The sequence below is a fragment of the Paenibacillus sp. BJ-4 genome (assembly GCF_020404765.1).
In the GTDB taxonomy this organism is placed as follows: Bacteria; Bacillota; Bacilli; order Paenibacillales; family Paenibacillaceae; genus Paenibacillus.
In genome coordinates this window covers 54,395-72,956 of the sequence record NZ_JAIVEM010000097.1, presented here as the reverse complement: position 1 = coordinate 72,956, position 18,562 = coordinate 54,395, and the positions used below count along the sequence as shown (strand labels likewise).

At 47.3% G+C, this 18,562-nt stretch carries 15 protein-coding genes; 4 read left to right on the top strand and 11 right to left on the bottom strand.

The features are described from left to right. Positions 1 to 6 precede the first annotated feature (6 nt). The 3 genes from LCF57_RS16915 to LCF57_RS16905 all read right to left on the bottom strand — a co-directional run bounded on the left by LCF57_RS16915 (position 7) and on the right by LCF57_RS16905 (position 3,397). Positions 7 to 1,773: a UbiD family decarboxylase gene (locus LCF57_RS16915; protein ID WP_226001734.1), complete on the bottom strand. Its 1,767-nt coding sequence runs from the start codon at positions 1,771 to 1,773 to the stop codon at positions 7 to 9. A 130-nt stretch (positions 1,774 to 1,903) separates the two neighbouring features. Next, entirely contained in the window at positions 1,904 to 2,836 is a 933-nt protein-coding gene (locus LCF57_RS16910; protein ID WP_226001733.1) for a COX15/CtaA family protein, read from the bottom strand. A 216-nt stretch (positions 2,837 to 3,052) separates the two neighbouring features. Further along, positions 3,053 to 3,397, bottom strand: a complete 345-nt coding sequence (locus tag LCF57_RS16905) for a thioredoxin family protein (protein WP_013372917.1) — start codon at positions 3,395 to 3,397, stop codon at positions 3,053 to 3,055. Between the two features lie 141 nt (positions 3,398 to 3,538). Between LCF57_RS16905 and LCF57_RS16900 the strand changes: the two genes are divergently transcribed. Beyond that, positions 3,539 to 4,828, top strand: coding sequence for a DUF2515 family protein (locus tag LCF57_RS16900; protein WP_226001732.1), 1,290 nt, complete (start codon positions 3,539 to 3,541; stop codon positions 4,826 to 4,828). A gap of 25 nt (positions 4,829 to 4,853) precedes the next feature. Here the strand turns inward: LCF57_RS16900 and LCF57_RS16895 are convergent, their stop codons facing one another. The 7 genes from LCF57_RS16895 to LCF57_RS16865 form a co-directional block, all read right to left on the bottom strand. Next, on the bottom strand, positions 4,854 to 6,488 hold the full coding sequence (locus LCF57_RS16895; protein ID WP_226001880.1) for a polysaccharide biosynthesis protein: 1,635 nt from the start codon (positions 6,486 to 6,488) through the stop codon (positions 4,854 to 4,856). Positions 6,489 to 6,619: 131 nt separating this feature from the next. Then, positions 6,620 to 7,099, bottom strand: a complete 480-nt coding sequence (locus tag LCF57_RS16890; protein WP_226001731.1) for a DUF456 domain-containing protein — start codon at positions 7,097 to 7,099, stop codon at positions 6,620 to 6,622. A gap of 51 nt (positions 7,100 to 7,150) precedes the next feature. Next, positions 7,151 to 7,900 carry a Cof-type HAD-IIB family hydrolase gene (locus LCF57_RS16885; protein WP_226001730.1) on the bottom strand — a complete coding sequence of 250 codons (750 nt, stop codon included), beginning with the start codon at positions 7,898 to 7,900 and terminating at the stop codon, positions 7,151 to 7,153. Between the two features lie 83 nt (positions 7,901 to 7,983). Further along, entirely contained in the window at positions 7,984 to 10,062 is a 2,079-nt protein-coding gene (locus LCF57_RS16880) for a peptidoglycan D,D-transpeptidase FtsI family protein (protein WP_226001729.1), read from the bottom strand. A gap of 197 nt (positions 10,063 to 10,259) precedes the next feature. Beyond that, a complete protein-coding gene (locus LCF57_RS16875) occupies positions 10,260 to 12,344 on the bottom strand; it encodes a peptidoglycan D,D-transpeptidase FtsI family protein (protein WP_226001728.1) in 2,085 nt (694 codons plus the stop codon). A gap of 18 nt (positions 12,345 to 12,362) precedes the next feature. Further along, entirely contained in the window at positions 12,363 to 13,514 is a 1,152-nt protein-coding gene (locus LCF57_RS16870; RefSeq protein ID WP_226001727.1) for a transglutaminase domain-containing protein, read from the bottom strand. Positions 13,515 to 13,529: 15 nt separating this feature from the next. Then, complete coding sequence (locus tag LCF57_RS16865) at positions 13,530 to 14,012, bottom strand: hypothetical protein (protein ID WP_226001726.1); 483 nt, start codon at positions 14,010 to 14,012, stop codon at positions 13,530 to 13,532. A gap of 228 nt (positions 14,013 to 14,240) precedes the next feature. Here LCF57_RS16865 and LCF57_RS16860 point away from each other — a divergent pair, with 228 nt between their 5' ends. After that, on the top strand, positions 14,241 to 15,413 hold the full coding sequence (locus LCF57_RS16860; RefSeq protein WP_226001725.1) for an MFS transporter: 1,173 nt from the start codon (positions 14,241 to 14,243) through the stop codon (positions 15,411 to 15,413). A 427-nt stretch (positions 15,414 to 15,840) separates the two neighbouring features. Further along, positions 15,841 to 16,182 (top strand): toprim domain-containing protein, encoded by a 342-nt coding sequence (locus tag LCF57_RS16855; protein WP_226001724.1) that lies wholly within the window; start codon positions 15,841 to 15,843, stop codon positions 16,180 to 16,182. Positions 16,183 to 16,268: 86 nt separating this feature from the next. Here the strand turns inward: LCF57_RS16855 and cyoE are convergent, their stop codons facing one another. Next, positions 16,269 to 17,213, bottom strand: coding sequence for a heme o synthase (cyoE, locus tag LCF57_RS16850; protein ID WP_226001723.1), 945 nt, complete (start codon positions 17,211 to 17,213; stop codon positions 16,269 to 16,271). A 201-nt stretch (positions 17,214 to 17,414) separates the two neighbouring features. Here cyoE and LCF57_RS16845 point away from each other — a divergent pair, with 201 nt between their 5' ends. Continuing rightward, complete coding sequence (locus LCF57_RS16845) at positions 17,415 to 18,398, top strand: metal-dependent hydrolase (protein ID WP_226001722.1); 984 nt, start codon at positions 17,415 to 17,417, stop codon at positions 18,396 to 18,398. Positions 18,399 to 18,562 lie beyond the last annotated feature (164 nt).

Sequence of the window (18,562 nt, the reverse complement as noted above, 5' to 3'; positions counted from 1 at the left end):
AGGGCGTCAAGCGAAATAACTCGTCCACCGTTGATCTACAAGCTTAACAATATCCTCACGCGGCAACACTTCATCCGGGTATCCCGGCTTCATACGCGCATCTACTACAATCGGCAGCTTATAGTTCAGATGATGCAAACGCACCTCGCTGTCGGCGTACATATCCGTAGCCGGGTTAAAACGAGTAAATACCGTCCAAAGGAAGGAGGCTTGTGAGCGAACCACTTCTTTGGCATCATCCACGATAAAGACCAGTGGCCATTCTTGCTCAACCTCCGCCAATCGTTCCAATACACGCGCCGCCAATTCCGGTTCTTGCTCAAAGGACGCACCTGATACAACGAGACAGCCTCCGCAGTACGGCTTAATTTCGCGAATACCCGGCAGGTCTCCTCCCTCATAGGTACGAGGCAATTCACGTATCGGCTCGCCTACGCCCATCAAGATCGCTTTACTGCCATGATTCAGCTTGCGGCCCGTATAATCAAGTGTATCGTGGGACGTATGATTGAAAATGAACAAATCCCTTGCTGGATTAAATCGCTCCAGAATCGTTTCCAGCAGCAGGTTAAAATCGGATAAGTCAATAACCCGATCTGTTAGCATCAGGAATTTGGTTAATGACAATTGGCCTTGGCCCAAAATGGTAAAGCCAGATACCAGCGCTTCACGGGAATAGCTTTCACGCACAACGGCCGCTGCCAGCGCATGTACGCCCGTTTCCGCATAAGCCCATAAGGATTTGACTGAGGGCATCACAAGCGGATAGGCAGGCGATAACAGACGCTGTAAAAATTCGCCGAGATAGTAATCCTCCTGACGTGGTTTACCTACAATGGTTGCCGGATAAATGGCATCCTTGCGGTGATACATATGCTTAACATGAAATACAGGGAAATCATGCTGTAATGAGTAGTAGCCAAAATGATCGCCAAACGGTCCTTCCGGACGGCGTTCATGAGGCGGTACATAGCCACTGATCGCAAATTCGGCCTCTGCCGGAATTCGGTGACCACCGAGCGGGTCTTCTGTCATCGGCAGCTTGCCTCCCATAATAAGCGAAGCGAGCAACAGCTCGGGCAGGTTCTCTGGTGCCGGAGCAATCGCAGATGCAATCAGAGCAGGCGGTCCACCGATGATTATCGTCGTAGGCAATGGCTCATTACGCAGTTCGGCTTCATGATAATGAAAGCCACCGCCTTTATGAATTTGCCAGTGAATTCCTGTCGTCTGATCGTCATAAATCTGAATACGGTACATACCGAGGTTATGATCCTTGGAATGCCCCGGCTTCTCAGTATATACGAGCGGAAGCGTAATGAACGGCCCCCCATCCTCATGCCAACTCGTCACTCTAGGCAATGGAGCCAGCGGAGCATCTGTCCGCCGAACCCCCAATACAGGAGCCTCGCTATGGGATACCGTTTTCAGTCCTACTTTTAGCATGTCCTTAATCAGGCCACGTTCATTCCATAAAGCTTTAGGGGTAGGTGGGAGCAATGTTTTGGTCGCTCCAACAATCGCATCCATCAATTGCTCCGGACGAGGACCAAAAGCCATATCTACACGTCTATTCGTACCAAACAGATTACTAGCTACCGGAAACGGGGTTCCTTTTACATTCGTGAACAGCAGTGCCGGTCCTTCTTCCTCGATGACTCTCCGATGAATCTCGGCCAGCTCCAAATAAGGATCAACAGGCGCTTCTATAATTTTAAGATGATTTTCTTTACGCAGCGCTTCAATAAATTGGCGCAAATTCTGGTAGATCAACTGGACGACTCCTCCTAAGCAAATCAAGCCCTCGAGAAACTCGTGGGCCTGGTTTGTTTCTTATATGCTATTATACGTGTTTAAACGCCCCTTGAGCAAAATATCCGTTTGACTGCTATCCAAGAAATGCTTAGGTACGTTGGGTTTGGGCCGGAACAAGGTTGCGATCCGGGGACAATTGCCATACCCGATAGCTCAAATAACACAAAATGGAGAACAATGTGGCAATCACCAGCATATGTCCCAACACAACAAACATGTAAATTTCAGGTCTGGTGAAATACAGCAAGCTAATCCCAATAACCACTTGAAGCATGATTAACACTACCGAAACAACGCCCAATACACGAATATCCCGATGCTTCGGATGGTAGCGGTACGAGTAGTGGCCTACGGCCAGAATAATGACGAATAATAGCCCGGACGAAATCTGATGCAGCAGCAGCGGAGATATAATACCGCCGAGATTTACAACCTTCTGGATTACCGAGTGACTGAGCAGTGCACCCGAATAGACAGCAATATACGTATAAATCGTCGATAGCCAGATAAAGTTACGATAGCCCCGGCTGACAGGTCCAGTGACCAAGCGCGGAGTATAACGTGAATCTGCATGCTCCTTCCAGGCCCCCAGCGTCATCATGGTCGCACTGGCAAAAGCAATAAGCGCAAAGCCGAAATGCAATCCCATGACTGCAGCCGATTGGGAAAACAAAACAGCCAACGCCCCCATTGCTCCCTGTATGATGACAAACATAAGCGTTAACAGCGAGAATAACTGTAAATCCTTCCGATGCTTCATAAACAACAAAAAGCCGACAAAGGAGGCGACAGAAAGCAACCCGGCCATAGCGCTAACAGAGCGATGAGTAAATTCAATAATGGATGCGATCGTATGTGCCGGAACCAGCTTACCATTGCAAAGCGGGAATTCCCGTCCACAGCCCAGTCCCGAATCGGTCCGCGTCACGACACCTCCACCGAAGGTCGCCAAAAACATGACTATACATGTTACGAGTGCCAGCCACTTTAATATTCTGATTTTGTTATTCAAAGAACTCACCCGTATCCTTCCAAATATAATATTTATTCACTCCATATGTTGTGAAATGATCACTTAAAGTAATTATAACTGATATATCGTTCCTTGACATACGCGTTTTGTTGACAAAATGTGAACGTGTCCGTAAGAAAACCGCCTCCTTTGGCAGGAAGCGGTTTTCTGATTGTCCTGATGATTACGGTTCCCTTTGGAGCCATCATGCATGTACAGCATCTATTATTTTGCCAAGTTAGCGTGAACTTCAACAGCCCGATCCAAAAATTGCTCGATTTCCTCACGGGATTTACGCAATCTGTTTACCAGACGTACCAGCTCGCGCCCTTCGCTGTAAGCGATAAAGCTGGGAATACCCAATACATTTTGCTCTTGGCTGACGCTTTCGGCCTGCTCAACATCAATTTCAATTAATGTAAGCTTGTCTGCATATTGTTGCTCTACATCAGGCATAAACGGATCAATAAAATGACAATCTCCACACCAGTCCGCCTTAAACACAGCCACCGTTACGCCGGGAGTTGATATTGCCTTATTAAAGTCTTCATGAGAGACGATTTTTTGCATACATTTTTCCTCCTTAGATTCGGTTGTAAAAAGAGCTTACTCCTCTATTGTAACGCCAAACAGCGCTTTTGATAAGATGAGTACGGTTTTGGACATACTAATACATGCTACCTGAATATCGCGAAAGGAGGTTATCAAGACATGTCTCTTACCGAATGGTTTCATGCAGCAACAAAGCAAATTCAAGGCGGGCTAAAGCTACTCGGTTCTGTTCCTCGTGTTGCGGAAGAAGCTTGGGAGGGCAAACGGACGGCCTGGATCGAATCCCGCAAGTTGCGTTATCCACTGCGTGAGCTGCCATGGGATTATCACGGTGCACAGGCTGCAATGGATGAAGCCGAAGCGCTAATGGTGACGAACGGACCGGCTACGCGTCCCTCTTCTCTGAATATGCCCTTATGCGAAACAGACTGTGAGCTGCTGGAGCAGATCAAAAACACTACCGCGTACGAGAATCGCAGCAACATCACACGAACTGCTGCTTACCTCGAATGCTATCGTGGCTATCCGGAATTGCATTGGGCACTACTGGCTCATCTGGTTTCTCGCAATGGCGGTTATAATATGACCGATCTCAAAGGCAGCCTGATCGGTAATCTGTTCAGCGAGCAGGAAAAGGAGTGGCTATATCGGCTACTGGAGCGCTGCAACGCCCTTATTTTTCAGGACGCTTATCCACAACTGCAACTTTACATGCACAGCCGTCATTTGGGCCGAAGCTGTTTTCATTTATTGCCCTATTTTCACGTATCGCCATTCATGAGACCCTTTTGGGAACGTTTCTGGGCTTGGCGTGATAGCTCTCTATTGACCGTCGCTCTCATTATTAACGAACAAAACTATATTGAGGGTCGTGTTGTGAAAGATCCATATTTTCAAAAGTTTGTAATACACAAGCCAGGCTTTTATTTGCATGATTGGCTTCAGCTCAACCAGGTTATATTCCCACTTGGGTTGAACGGCGGACTCGCGGGACTTGTGATGGAGCGTTTTAGCCATTTGGACGAGCGAATCGGCTTTGGGAAAAGCCTTTATGCCATGCTGTTCGGTCACCAGCAGGTGCTGGATCAAGTGTCAGCATTCGTTACCAGCGTGCCGCATACGGGTTCACGCAGCGACTATTGGCCCGGGCTGTTTACCCCGAACGAACAAAAAGCGTTGCGTTCTCCGGAAGAGAGCGCAACGCTTTTAGCACATGAATGGCTGCCGCCAGGACAACGTCTGTACAGCCCGGAATTGAACGCCGTCTGGTCCGATACGACTTATGATCCAATTCCCCGTTACGACTGGTTTCAGGACGGCTCTACGCTCGGGCATCTGAGCGAGCCAAAACGACCGCTGTTATTTGCTATACGGCATGAGCATCGCCACGGCATCCAAAAAACAGCAATGGCCCACGACACCCATGCCAACCTGCGGCCTTTCCACTAACAAAGCCGAAAGCTATCTATGCTTCTTAGCCTTTTTGTCCTGTAGACTCACGCTGAAGACGCATCAGTGGACGCAGTACCTTTTGCAATATACGTGGATAATTGCCGAGCTCGTCTCTCCGAAGCACACCCAGCACAACCAGCAGAATCAGGTAACATACCAGTACAACCGCTCCGGCGATACAGCATGCGATAAAGAAGGCCACACGTGCAGGCATAAGATGCACCAGCAAAATGCAGGCTTCATTTACACCGTATCCGATAGCTCCCGAGACTACGACTGCGGTCAAAAAGCCTGCCCAGCGACGGCCCATAATGGAAAAGGAAACGATCCCTTTGAGCACACGCAAATTCAACAGCGTAATCACGAGGAAGCATAATCCGGTCGCGGCAATGATGCCGTAAATTCCAAACCAGCCAGCCAGCAGCCAGCTCGCCACAAACTTAACCACGATACCGACCATAACATTCACCATCGAAATACGCGGCTTGCCCATACCGATCAAAATCGAGTTGGACGTCATCATGGTAATCTGGAATATCGTTCCGAGTGTCAAAACGGCGATAATTCCACTGCCTCCAAGCGAGCTGAACAGTAAGCCATTAATGGAATAGGCGGTTACAAATAAAGCCAGCACAATCGGCATTCCAGTCAAAATCGAGATACGCAAGGCCAGCGTCATCTGATTTTGCAAATGGCGCTCATCCTTGCGGGCAAAAGCCGCTGAAATGATCGGTATGAGCGATTGGCTGAGCGCAATAGCCAAAATTGGCGGAATGCCTGCTACACTTTGCGCCCGAGAACCTAAATAACCCAATTGGGTGGTGGCCTGATCCAATCCAATCTGGCCGGACAGCAATCTAACCACAATCGACGTATCAATAAAATTGACCGCCGGAACGGTCAGGGACGACAATACAATGGGGATGGACAGCGTAAAAATGTCTTTGTAAATGCGCAGCATCGGCAGCGCTGAGCTTTCCTCCTGGAATTGCTCTTGTCGATCCCGGCGATCCTGGCGACGCAATTTCACCGTATAGTACAGCATAACCGCCAGAGCGCCAATACTCCCCATGACACCCCCAAAGGATGCCCCGGCCGCAACCTCACGGTCTCCGTAACCCAGCTTCAAAATAATAAAAGCAAGTAAAATAGCGGTCGCCACCCGTGCAACCTGCTCCACAATTTGTGATATACCACCTGCGGTCATATTACCTCGCCCTTGGAAGTACCCGCGCATCATGGCAATGGCAGGAAACAGCAACAAGGCTGGTGCCAAAGCCTGAATAGCCAAAGCGGACTGTGGAACCCCTGCTATCTGCTCGGCAAAATAAGGCGCTCCAAAATACAGCACCACCGTGATAATAATGCCTGCCGCAGCCGCGAATAACAAAGCCGCATGATACACACGTCGCGCTTCCGAAGGCCGGTTCAGCGCATAGCGTTCTGACACCATTTTGCTTAATGTACTAGGAATGCCGGCTGTAGCCACTGTGAGCAGCATCAGATAAGCGTTGTTCGCAATGGTAAACGAGGCGTTCCCCACAGAACCGAGCAAATGCTCCAATGGAACACGCTGTACCAGACCAAGCACTCTGGCCACCAGGGCGGCAGCGGCTAAAATAAGCGTGCCTTTAAGGAATGTTTCTTTATTGGACAAAATACGTTCCCTTCTTTCTTGCTGTTCACATGCATGCAAAAGCCCCGCAAAAACAGTCATGGCCTGAGCCATCACCGGTGCGGAGCCGCATGTCGATTCTGTCTCTGCAAATCATAATAACGAGTTCTCCGTTATAACACCCAAATCAAGAATACTATAATCATAGCAAGCTGCAAAATCACTTTCATGACGGTGCTGGTAAACAGCCCCAATACGGAGCCAAAGCCCACTTTTATGGCTCGATCCAGCGGAGCTTTACCAATCAGCTCACCCAGCACAGCACCGATAAATGGCCCCAAAATCAAGCCGAATGCCGGAATAACGAAGGGACCAATAATAATCCCGACCGTGCTGAGGATCGCCGACAGACGCGAGCCGCCAAATCGCTTGACTCCCCATGCATTAACAGCATAGTCCGCAACAAAAAGTGCAACGACGATTAGTGTCTGTATAATCCAAAACAATGCATTATATGGAGCAAATGAGAAAAACCAACCATATACAAAAAACGCAAAATAGATGGCGAGCGCCCCCGGCAATACGGGATATACCGCCCCGGCCATGCCAACAATGAACAGCACGACAATAACAATCCAGCCTATAACGTCCATGGGCCTCCTCCTTCTTGTCCATTCATCCTGTATGCAGCCTCATGCTTTCTATTAAACAAGAATATAATCGCGAATCACTTCTGCGATGCCGTCGTCATTGTTGGAGGCTACGACCAGATCAGCTGCTTCTTTTACCGTGTCCTGAGCATTGCCCATCGCTACACCCAGTCCAGCCGCTTGAATGACAGCCAGGTCATTCAGGCTGTCGCCAACTGCAACCACCTGGTCCATTGTAACTCCCAGCAGATCGCAGACTTCAGCGATTCCACTCGCTTTTGATATACCAGCCGGGTTAATTTCCAGATTCGTCATCGAGGAGTTGGAAATTTCAAGCCCCCCCATATCCTGCAATTGGAGCAAAATTTGATGGCGAATTTCGTCATTTTCCGTATTATAACCAAATTTGAGCCATTCCTGTGTGTCCAATGTATCAGGCCAACGGTCCCTGTTATATAATTCCTCCGTTGAGTAAGCCCAAAACCAGGAGTCTGTTTCTACAGCAATCTGGTGCATCTTGCGAACAAGCTCCTGATCAAGCAAATAACGGCGCCACAGCTCATGAGGTGATTTCCATACCTCACTGCCGTTTACCGTTACCATTGGCGTTTCCAAGCCGAGCTGCTGACCATAGGGCAGAGCATGCATCGCCGCCCGTCCGGTGGACAAGCATACATGAATCCCCTCCTGAATCGCCTTGTTAATCCAGTTAATCGTATCCAGGGTAATCTCCTGATTGTCGTTCAGCAGAGTTCCATCCATATCGAGCGCAAGCAGTTTGTATTTATATTGGTTCTCTCCCATGGTTTCTTTTCCTCCTGTAATGTCCCATATGTCCAACGACATTTTACCATGAAAAAGAGAAGCCCACAAAAGAATTCAAGTCCTTACTTCGATGTCTGCAGCTTTTTTGGGGTACCATCCAGTCCGTATACCTCGTCATACGCATCAAATATTTTACGTGCTACCGGTCCGGCACTCGTCGCGCCAAAGCCCCCTTCAGGAATAATAACCGCTACGGCCAGCTTCGGATTTTGCCGCGGTGCAAAAGCAATGAACACCCCGTTATCTTTAACAGCACGTCCCACCACCTGCTCAGAAGTCCCTGTTTTACGTGCATAATCATACGGAAATCCGTCAAACGCTTTGACATCCGTAGCCATACCGCGAATGACCGTATTCCAGTACGTTTCGGGAAAAGCGATCTCATTCAGCACCTTTGGCTTCAATTCACGTACGAGATTCCCTTGATCATCCACAATCTTGCTGACCAAATGAGGCTGCATACGCTTGCCCTTTGTTGCCAGTATAGTCGTATATTGAGCCAGCTGCATCGTCGTGTATTTCCCTTGTTGGCCGAAGGATGCCTGCACCAAGCGCGTCAGCACACTTTCATGCTTGCTCATATATTCAAGTCTGCCTGCCCATTCGCCCGGCAAATCTACTTCAGTCGGCACGCCTAATCCAAATTCCTTCATATACTTGTCCCAAACGTCAATACCCTGATGCACCCCCGCATTACTTCCGTATTTGTCATACAGCGGCTTGCCGATCATATCCACCATAAATGTATTGGACGAGACCTTAATTGCCTTGCTAGGTGTCAGAGGACCATACACATGGCCGCTCGAATTACCGACCCGGCTCGATTGGTTTTTACCATAATACGCGCTCCCTGTATCCAAATAAGTTTGTCCAGGTGAAAATAAGTTCTCCTTCAACCCGATCAGCACAGTTAGAGGTTTAATGGTTGAACCGAGCAGCACGGAGGACTCCGGGTGCGGACCCGACTTTCCACTCGGTACAGATTTAATCGTTCCGTTCCCCATTTTATGCTGAATTTCGTCATATTCCGAAGGCGATGTACTTCCAGTTTTCCATACATTAGGGTCATAATCCGGCATACTGGCCATCGCTACGACATTTCCTGTCTCGACCTCCATCGCTACAGCAAAGCCCGTGGTGGCATCTTGGTGAAGCTTCCCGGATACCGCATGAGTATGAAGCCAGCGAAGCTGATCCATAATCGCCTGCTCGGTTTTTTGCTGAATTTCCTTGTTGATGGTGGAATAGAGATGATATCCTTTTTGCGGAGGAGTAATCGATTCAACGCCCTCCGGCATGCTGCGGGGATTGACTTCTACCGTTTTATAGCCGTTTTTTCCTCTCAGCTCGTCCTGATACTGCAGCTCCAGGCCATCATATCCGACCGTTTCACTTTCCAGGTAAACCTGTTCCGGTCTTAGAACCTCCGAATTGGCTTGGTGCAGCTCTTTATATTTGGTTCGATTCGCACGTGCTCCTTTGAACTTATACATATATCCAATCGTTTGCACCGCTACCCGATCCGGGTCATAATGGCGGACACTTTCTTCTACTACCTCCACGCCGGGGAATTCCTTTTTGTGCTCCAGAAAATATGCAATCTCCTCCCGACTTAGGTCGGATTTGACCAATCGTGGGGTGAAGCCCCTATATTGAGTATAGTCCGGGTCCAGCCGTTTCTTAATTTCCGCTGTATCAAGCTTTTCCCCTTCTTCATGTTCCCATTTATTTAGTTTGGCAGCAAGCTTATCAGCAAACGCATTCAGTTCAGGAAGCAGCTTTTCCCCAGGCTTGCGTTCTTTCTCTGCACGCTTGCTGTAATCCTTGGACAAGGTCACATACAGGGATTGTACCGGACTCGAATACGCCAGCTTAACCGTACCTGTCGAGTCATAAATCGTCCCACGACTCGGAGCTAACGGGACATTTTTGGTATTCACGGACTGCTGAAGTCCCTTTAACTCCTCGGATTGCACAAACTGCAGTACAGCTATTCTGGTAATAATAAGGGCAAACAGCACAAAAACACTGAAAAAAACAAGGTTCATTCGAAAGGTCGTCCGTTTTTTGTATGTCTCCTCGTTCTCTTCATTATTTTTCTTTTTGAATGAAAACTTTTTATCCAAACCACTTTTGTCCATACGGGCTGATCATTACTCCTTTCTAATCGATCTCACATTTTGGGCTCATATTCCTGATCCTACCATAATTCATGTAAATAAAGATGAATTTGGCGATGACAATTTTGTAAAGAACTCATACAAAAATAACAAAAAAAGCTTCCCTCAACACAATGGCTAAGAGAAGCTTTATAAAATAAAATTGTTGTGTGAATTGATTATGGCTGTTTGCCTGCATTCGGGTCGGTTGCCGCGGCATCCTTTTTCTTAGGTACTCCGTCCAATCCATACACTTCGTCGTAAGCATCAAAGATTTTACGTGCCACAGGTCCGGCGCTCCAAGCCCCGAAGCCTCCTTCAGGAATGACAACGGCTACGGCCAGCTTCGGATGCTGGCGTGGTGCAAAGGCGATAAATACCCCGTTATCTTTTAGTTCTCTACCTACACTCTGCTGTGATGTCCCCGTTTTGCGAGCAAAGTCATACGGAAAGCCGTTAAATGCGCTGACATCTGTTGCCATTCCGCGTATGACTTCATTCCAGTATGCATCCGGGAATTTCACTTCATTCAACACCTTAGGCTTAAACGTTTGGACTACATTACCGTTGGTATCTTTAATTTGACTGACCAAATGCGGCTCCATCCGTTTGCCTTTTGTAGCTAATACCGTTGCGTATTGTGCAAGCTGAAGTGTTGTATACTTTCCTTGCTGGCCAAAAGAAGCATATGCCAGTTTAGATAATGAGGATTCTTTCGAATTATGAGCATACTCTCTGCGTCCTGCCCATTCACTTGGTAAGTCAACCCCCGTCAGCACACCTAATCCAAATTCCTTCATGTAGCGGTCCCATACATTCACACCTTGATCTTCCTGAGCATTATTAATGTACTTGTTGTACAACCTTTTGCCCACCATATCGACCATAAATGCGTTGGAGGAATGACGAATGGCAGAAGCAGGGTCCAATCCGCCGTACACATGACCCGAAGAATTCCGTACTCGTGACGAATTGTTACGCCCAAAGTAGGCCGCTCCTGTATCCTGGTAATACGAAGAAGTACTAAATAAATTTTCCTCCAAACCTATTAACACCGAGAGTGGTTTAATCGTAGAACCGAGCAGGACAACTGACTCTGGATGCTGACCCGATTGTCCTGATCCGAAGGAGCGAATAGTACCATTTAAATATACATTCTGAATTTTTTTATAATTATCACTGGATATATTTCCAGTTTGCCAATAATTTGCATCATAATCCGGCATACTAGCCATAGCTACGACATTGCCAGTTTCCACTTCCATGGCAACAGCAAAGCCTGTTTTGGCATAAGGATGTGTACTGCCAGATACTGCGTGTGTATGAAGCCATCTCAATTGATCCATAATGGCGTTTTCCGTCTTGACCTGAATTTCTTTGTTAATCGTCGAGTAAATATTGTCCCCTTTTTGCGGAGGTGTAACAGAATCTACACCCTCCGGCATATTGCGCGGATCAATGGGAACCGTTTTATAGCCATTTTTCCCTCGTAATTGTTCCTGATATTGATATTCCAGTCCATCAAAGCCAACAGATTCGTTATCCATATAAATGAGGCCCGGATCATTTTCAGCTGACATAGATTTTTGAATATTCTTATATTTATCCAACGTTTCACGTGCACTTTTGTAGCTTTTAATATAACCGACCGTTTGAACAGCTACTGTATCAGGATCATAATGGCGTACGGTTTCCTCGACCACATCTATTCCGGGAAACTCGCTCTTATGCTGCATAAAATAGGCAACTTCTTCTTTACTGAGATTCGTTTTAATCAGACGGGGCGTAAAGCCGCTAAACCGTTGATAGTTCCGGTCCATCTCATCCATAATTTGTGCAGCCGTCATTTTCGGTTCGTCTTTATTCCCATATTCAGCAAAGCGATTCGCCAGCCTTTGCGTCATATTCTCCAGCTCAGGCAACAGCTTTTTATCTGGATTACGCTTTTCTTCCACGCTGTCACTATAATTCTTGGAGAGCGTGATATACAGCGATTGTACAGGTGTAGAATACGCCAGTCTGTTCTGCCCGGTGGAATCGTAAATCGTTCCGCGAATCGGCGTAAGTGGTACATTTTTGGTAACATTACTGGCCTCCTGCTGTTTAAGCTGAGGTCCATCTACAAATTGAAGTATAGCCAATCGTACAATAATGACTGTAAAAATAATAAACGAGCTGAAAAAGAACAGATTGATCCTAAAGCTGAATCTTTTGCGGTCGGACGACTCATTGTCTTTTCCCTGCTCGTTGTCCATCTTTCTCATGTGCCCTTCTCCACTCCTTTAAATCACTTTATCCTTGATATGTGTCTGGGCAAAACCAGGCGGATTAAACCAGTCCCCGCTTTGCGCCCATGTCGGATCTAACGGTACCCACTGATCCTGCCTGCTTAAATACACCTCATTCCAGGCATGTGAACCATAGCCCCCCTGTCCGTTGTATCCCAGTCCGGTCACTACCTTGACCTGTAGTCCCTGAGATCGGGCCATCATTGCATACAGACGGGCATAATCGATGCAAACTCCCTTACGTGAATCAAACGTGTCTCTGGGAGTCTGCTCATGCCAGTCGCCACGCTGCTCATAGGCTTCTACCTTGCCGTAATCATAGCTGATGCGGGTGCCTACCCACTCATACAGCGCTCTGGCTTTTTGCTCATCACCGCTAGCCCCCTGTGTAATCTTAGCTGCAGCCTGACTGATATCGTTCGGAATTTCCCGGTCGATCATTTCGTATTTACGCTGCATGATGCCGTTTAATTCCTTGGTAACGGCCTGCGTAAACACGGGCAGCTTATCCTTAATCAGAGTACCGGATAACGGTTCAATGACCGATTGCGCTCCCTGCTTATAAATGGGTGAGGCCTGCACATAGCTGCTAAACCCGCTGTCTGGGTACAAGCTTACACCTATGAACAGCAAAGCTATAACCATGATGGCGCGTGCTCCGCCGATAACCGCACCAATCCCGGCCCCGGCCACCCTGCTGAAAAAACCCGACTGATTTTCCTGTTCACGAACAGGAGAATCCGATTTTCCACCTGCTACCAGCACATAAATCGCACGTAGTACAAATTGAGCGATCGCATAGCTGAGCATAAATAATACGGCAAACCGCAGTAGCGGAAAGCCCTCTAGTCCTGCCACAAGCGTATAATAAAATTGCTCGATCCCGCTTAGCCCTCGCTGCGGCAAGTGCTCCATATAAGCTGCCAGCCATTGCTGCACCTTTGGTGAAAGCCACATGGCTAACCCGAGCGAGCACAAAATACCCGCCACGGTGAGTATGCCATCCACAATGAGACTAAACAGCGCACCTACAGATCTGGAAGCCCCACGCCTCCACCCCTGTATTAACGACAACAGTACGATGGCGATCAGAAATACCGTCACACCATTCCAATGAAGAATAGACTCCAGCCAGGATGGATTCATGTTGTTCCTCCTGTCTTACAGCGACTGCGGCGACTGTGTAACAGCCAAGCCTTTCGCACTTTCGATATATTTCTTGACCGTATCGCTCATACTCCACTCGCCCAGCGACATTCCCTTAAACCATACCTTGACCTTGTCACCCTCATACGGACCTTTTACCTCCAGATTCGAGCTGGTTACCGAAAATGTACCGTCCCCGTTGGAGGTGTATTTGGCATTCTTGCCCTCTTTTATCATCATATCCAAAGCCTCGCTCTGAACCTTGTTAATGGCATCATCCTTTGCCTGAGTAACTACCTTGCCGACCTGTTCAAAGGAAATCCCGCTGTAGATTAGCAAGCCTGCAATCACAACAATGACGATCAGCCATTTTACAAGCGTTCTTACTATCTTCAATATGACAAGCAATAGGACTAGCCCAATCAGTATATACAGCCAGTTATCCTGAACGATCTGCCAATTATGTTCCAAAAACTCTGTCCAGACGTTCTTATCCATTTTCGCTACACTCCCGTTTTTAACTACATGATTCAAATCGTAAAATTGTCTCTGTAATTATACATGATTCCATGATGTCCTGTCAGCTTAGCTCTTTTCCACTGCATGTTCATTCAAATCTTGTCCGTATAAAATGGTCTATGTTCGTCCACTCCCGCGTACAACTTAGGAAGGGCAAATACGCAGCAGCATGAAAGTTTACATTATTAGGGAAAGGGGGTCATCCACTTGAAAACAGCACTCTGGCTGTATCTCTTTTTGTTTATTGCCTTTTTTGACCTGCATGCACAATATCCTATTCTGACACCATTCGCTATTTCCCTGGGTGCAGCACCTACCTTTATCGGCTGGATGATGGGGATTTACTCCCTGACTCACCTGCCTGGTAATTTGATGGCCGGTCCCATGGTCGACAAGCACGGCAGCCGCCGATATATTATGTTCAGCCTGACAGCTGCAGGTATCATCCTTATCATTCAATCGTACATCCACACCCCGTGGGAATTACTTTTTCTGCGTGCGATTAGCGGTTTTGTGCTGGCCTTTTTGTCCCCAGCCTGTCTGGCTATGTTGGCACAGCTATCCGATCATCCAGTTACACAGGGCAAATATATGTCAGGACACGGCGTCGTCCACACGCTGGCTTCTGTCCTGTCTCCAGCGGCGGGAGCGTTCATCGTAGCCAGTTTTGGCTTTAGCGAGACATTTAGCTCGCTGGGCATTATTCTTGTAATCACGGGACTTATGGCGTATTTCTCTCTGCCTAAAGCAACCCCTGCTCCACAGGCCCAATTATCTGATGGACAAACGATACCTGCTCCATCGTCCGGGTCACAGCCACTTGTGCCATTCAATTGGCGTTATCTGTTCCTGCCTTTTGTTTTGGCGTGTGCACAAGGCATTTTATTTTATGAGATTCCATTGCGGAATAACGGTTCTGCGTCCATGCTGTCCACCGGACTGCTCTTTTCTATTATCAGCTTGGGAGCGCTCTGCACGCTCAGCCTGCTTTTTCTAAACAAATATTCACCGATGATTCGGCTGCTTTGCGGTATTATTCTGATGTCCTTAAGCTTCTACGCACTCGCCATCGTACCCGAAGCAACAATCGGCATTATACTTTTTATTTTGGGAACAGCCAAAGGTATCATCTTCCCTGCACTGGCCTCTCTCTTTATACGGCTTGGCGGTACACGCTTGGGGAAAACCTTTGCACTGCAATCTATTGCGACATCCATTGGTTCCTTTGCCGGGCCTGTCCTGGCAGGTCAGCTACCGGAGCATCTTTCTCCGTTTTTTGTCGCATTCTTAATTCTAATGCTCGGTTTGCTACTTATTCCTGTTAAGCGCTTATCTTCGACACCGCCATTATCTACCCCAGGACCTTATCAGTCCAGCTAATCTCTAAAATATGGCTACCTTTACAGCCCAAATTGCTGCTCCAGAGGGCAAATGCACAGTACCTGATATCCCTACACACATAGACTAATTTGACTAACCATTTAATATGGAAAGGTAGGTGCAGCCTGTGAGCCACTGTGAGCCTGTAAAACCGTGCCCGGTTCCTTACGTTAGACTTGGAACTTCTACAGGTACCATTCTTGTTCTTTATATTCTGCTCGTCATCATTCTCCGTACAACTTGGTTCTAACGTGTAAATTGTATTTTATGCCACTTAGTAGTACCCATGAGTCGTACCCATGCCTGCCACTTCTGGCAGGCTGTTTTATTGTGTTTTGCATGAGAACCTCGTTTGGAGCTACACTATACACATATTCATCATTTCCCGGGGAATTTCGAGCACAGGCATCAAGCAGGGGGTGGGCAGATGGCAATTACTGTCATTGTCGAAGGAAAAAATGACCGCAGTAAACTTCGCCGATTACTTGACCCGGAGGTCCACATTTTGTGCACCTTCGGCACATTAAACTCTACAAAACTGGAATCCCTCCGCAAGCGGGCAAAGCATGAGGAAATATACTTATTTATGGACAACGATAGCTCCGGGAAGAAAATACGGGGTGTGCTTGCAGACACTTTCCCGGATGCACATCATATGTATACCCGCAAAGGGTATGCTGGCGTGGAAGGTACTCCGGAAGAATACTTGATCGCTCAATTGGAGAAAGCAGGGCTGGAGGAATATATTTTATATCCGCCCGTTCTTTAATCTAAAAACAAAAAGCTGTCCGCAGGCTGCTTCATGCCTGCTAGACAGCTATAGGGTACATCTAACAAATGGTACTAACGATCATGTTAGAACTTATGGACCGTATCAACGATCATCAGCAGAAAGCTGAGTGTCAGATGATTGATGGAAAAGAAAAATACTTTTTTAGCCCAGGAATCCGTTTCTTCTTCCTTAATCGCAAAACCTTTAAAGGCATAAAATGCCCAAAGCACAGACAGTAACACGGACACAATCATGAAAATCATACCGGCATATCCATAAGCGTACATCAGAATGGGTACCGGAATGAGCAACACAATATAAGGAATCATTTGAATCTTTGTCCGATGAATGCCCTTTACGACCGGCAGTAATGGAAATCCTGCTGCACGATATTCCTCAACTCTGCGGATCGCAAGTGCCCAGAAGTGAGGCGGTTGCCATAAAAACAACAATGCGAATAAGAGCCAAGCGCCCATGTCAATACGACCGGAAGCAGCCACATAACCGATCACAGGAGGCATCGCCCCTGAAATACCGCCGATGGACGTACTCCATGTAGATGATCGTTTTAACCAAAGTGTATAAATACCGACGTAAACGAACATGCCAAGTATACCCAGTAGCCCTGCCTTGATACCTGAGAAGGAGAACAGAACAGCCAACCCGGCAATCCCCAAAATAATAGCGTATGACAACACCGTTGTAGGGGTCAAACGCCCTGTTGGCAGTGACCGATTACGTGTACGTTCCATCTTCATGTCCAACTCACGATCAAAAAAGTTGTTAAAGACACAAGAGGAGGCCATAATCAGCACCGTACCTAGAAGTGTAAGAATTAACTTTATATAGTCAACGTCCCACTGTGAAGCCAACCAGAAACCACCAAAGGCTGCAACCAGATTTGTACGAAGAATGCCTGGCTTGGTGACTGTAATAAAATCTTTCCATGTGCCCGCTTTACCGGGTGGTTTAGATTTTACAGAGTAAGTAGCCGCATCCGAAGAAGTCTTATAGCTAATATTATCCATTGTGAGTAACTCCCCCTTAGAGATGTATGAATTCGGGAGTAAGTTGAACTCCGATATAAATTTTATCATATACCACCCGTAAAAAGTTTGACAGAAAACGCACAAAACGTTCACATTTTAATGGCAAATCGCCACTGCTGATCGTTTACAGTAAATTTGGGTAGTAATAAGTACAGGATACAATTCAAAGGAGCGACAGATATGGATACAGCCACACACTTTGTTATGGGAATCGGGTTGGCCGGGCTGGCCTACACTGATCCTGCCGTCGCCGGAGATCCAAAGTTGGCGGCAGTCGTTCTGCTCGCTACGGTCGTAGGTTCACAAGCTCCGGATTTTGACACCTTGCTACGACTAAAGAACAATGCAGCCTACATTCGCAATCACCGTGGACTGTCGCATTCCATTCCCTTCTGGTTGATATGGATTTTGTCCATAACGGGACTGATTTGCCTTATTTTCAGGGATGTGCCTGCAGGTCATGTGGCCCTATGGGTAACGATTGCCGTCTGCCTGCATGTATTCACCGATTTATTTAATACGTATGGGACACAGGCATTTCGGCCGTTTACGAACAAGTGGATATCCTGGAATATCATCCACATTTTTGATCCCTTTATTTTTGGCACCCATGTTGCTGCAATTATGCTGTGGATCACCGGGTTGATTTCACCCGCTCCCTTGTTTATTGCGCTGTACGTCATGATCGGCGTGTATTACATTTGGCGGACCTGGAGTCATTTTCGTATCAAAAGCGCGGTACGTGATATGGACAACGAGGGCCAGCAAGGAGACACCTATTATATCATTCCCACGGTTTCATGGAAGCGGTGGCATGTGGTAAAAGCACATCAGGATGGAAGTTATGACATTGGCGGATTAAACGGCAAGCATCTGTTTTGGACGAAACATGCCGTCCCATCCACACATCCGGCTGCAGAAGCATCCAAATCCTATCGCGATGTGCAGGCATTTCGTTATTTTTCCTCCTTTGCCGTTGCCGAGGTAGAGGAGTTGGAATGGGGCTACATTGTGCGATGGGCGGATGTAAGATACCGCCACCGTAAACAATATCCATTCGTCGCCGTCGTCGCGATGGATAAACAGTTCGGGCTGATCAACAGTTATATCGGCTGGCTCAGCCATGAAAAGATGCAAAAACGTCTCTCTCTGCATACAAATTAAAAAATGTTTGGCAAATAGCAAGTATTGTAAACGACAAACAGCAAGTCTCCTGTGATCTCGGAGCTTGCTGTTTTTTGTTGTCGAAAAAATCACTTCTTCATGAAGACCTAGATGAAAGCGCCCTCTTGACGAAGCGGACTTGCGTGATTCACAATGGTCATAAG

What these genes read in the sequence shown, in the direction of transcription:
- LCF57_RS16905 (WP_013372917.1), bottom strand. Translation starts at nt 3,397, where the DNA reads ATGCAAAAAATCGTCTCTCATGAAGACTTTAATAAGGCAATATCAACT.
- LCF57_RS16900 (WP_226001732.1), top strand. Translation starts at nt 3,539, where the DNA reads ATGTCTCTTACCGAATGGTTTCATGCAGCAACAAAGCAAATTCAAGGC.
- LCF57_RS16890 (WP_226001731.1), bottom strand. Translation starts at nt 7,099, where the DNA reads ATGGACGTTATAGGCTGGATTGTTATTGTCGTGCTGTTCATTGTTGGC.
- LCF57_RS16885 (WP_226001730.1), bottom strand. Translation starts at nt 7,900, where the DNA reads ATGGGAGAGAACCAATATAAATACAAACTGCTTGCGCTCGATATGGAT.
- LCF57_RS16880 (WP_226001729.1), bottom strand. Translation starts at nt 10,062, where the DNA reads ATGGACAAAAGTGGTTTGGATAAAAAGTTTTCATTCAAAAAGAAAAAT.
- LCF57_RS16875 (WP_226001728.1), bottom strand. Translation starts at nt 12,344, where the DNA reads ATGAGAAAGATGGACAACGAGCAGGGAAAAGACAATGAGTCGTCCGAC.
- LCF57_RS16870 (WP_226001727.1), bottom strand. Translation starts at nt 13,514, where the DNA reads ATGAATCCATCCTGGCTGGAGTCTATTCTTCATTGGAATGGTGTGACG.
- LCF57_RS16865 (WP_226001726.1), bottom strand. Translation starts at nt 14,012, where the DNA reads ATGGATAAGAACGTCTGGACAGAGTTTTTGGAACATAATTGGCAGATC.
- LCF57_RS16855 (WP_226001724.1), top strand. Translation starts at nt 15,841, where the DNA reads ATGGCAATTACTGTCATTGTCGAAGGAAAAAATGACCGCAGTAAACTT.
- cyoE (WP_226001723.1), bottom strand. Translation starts at nt 17,213, where the DNA reads ATGGATAATATTAGCTATAAGACTTCTTCGGATGCGGCTACTTACTCT.
- LCF57_RS16845 (WP_226001722.1), top strand. Translation starts at nt 17,415, where the DNA reads ATGGATACAGCCACACACTTTGTTATGGGAATCGGGTTGGCCGGGCTG.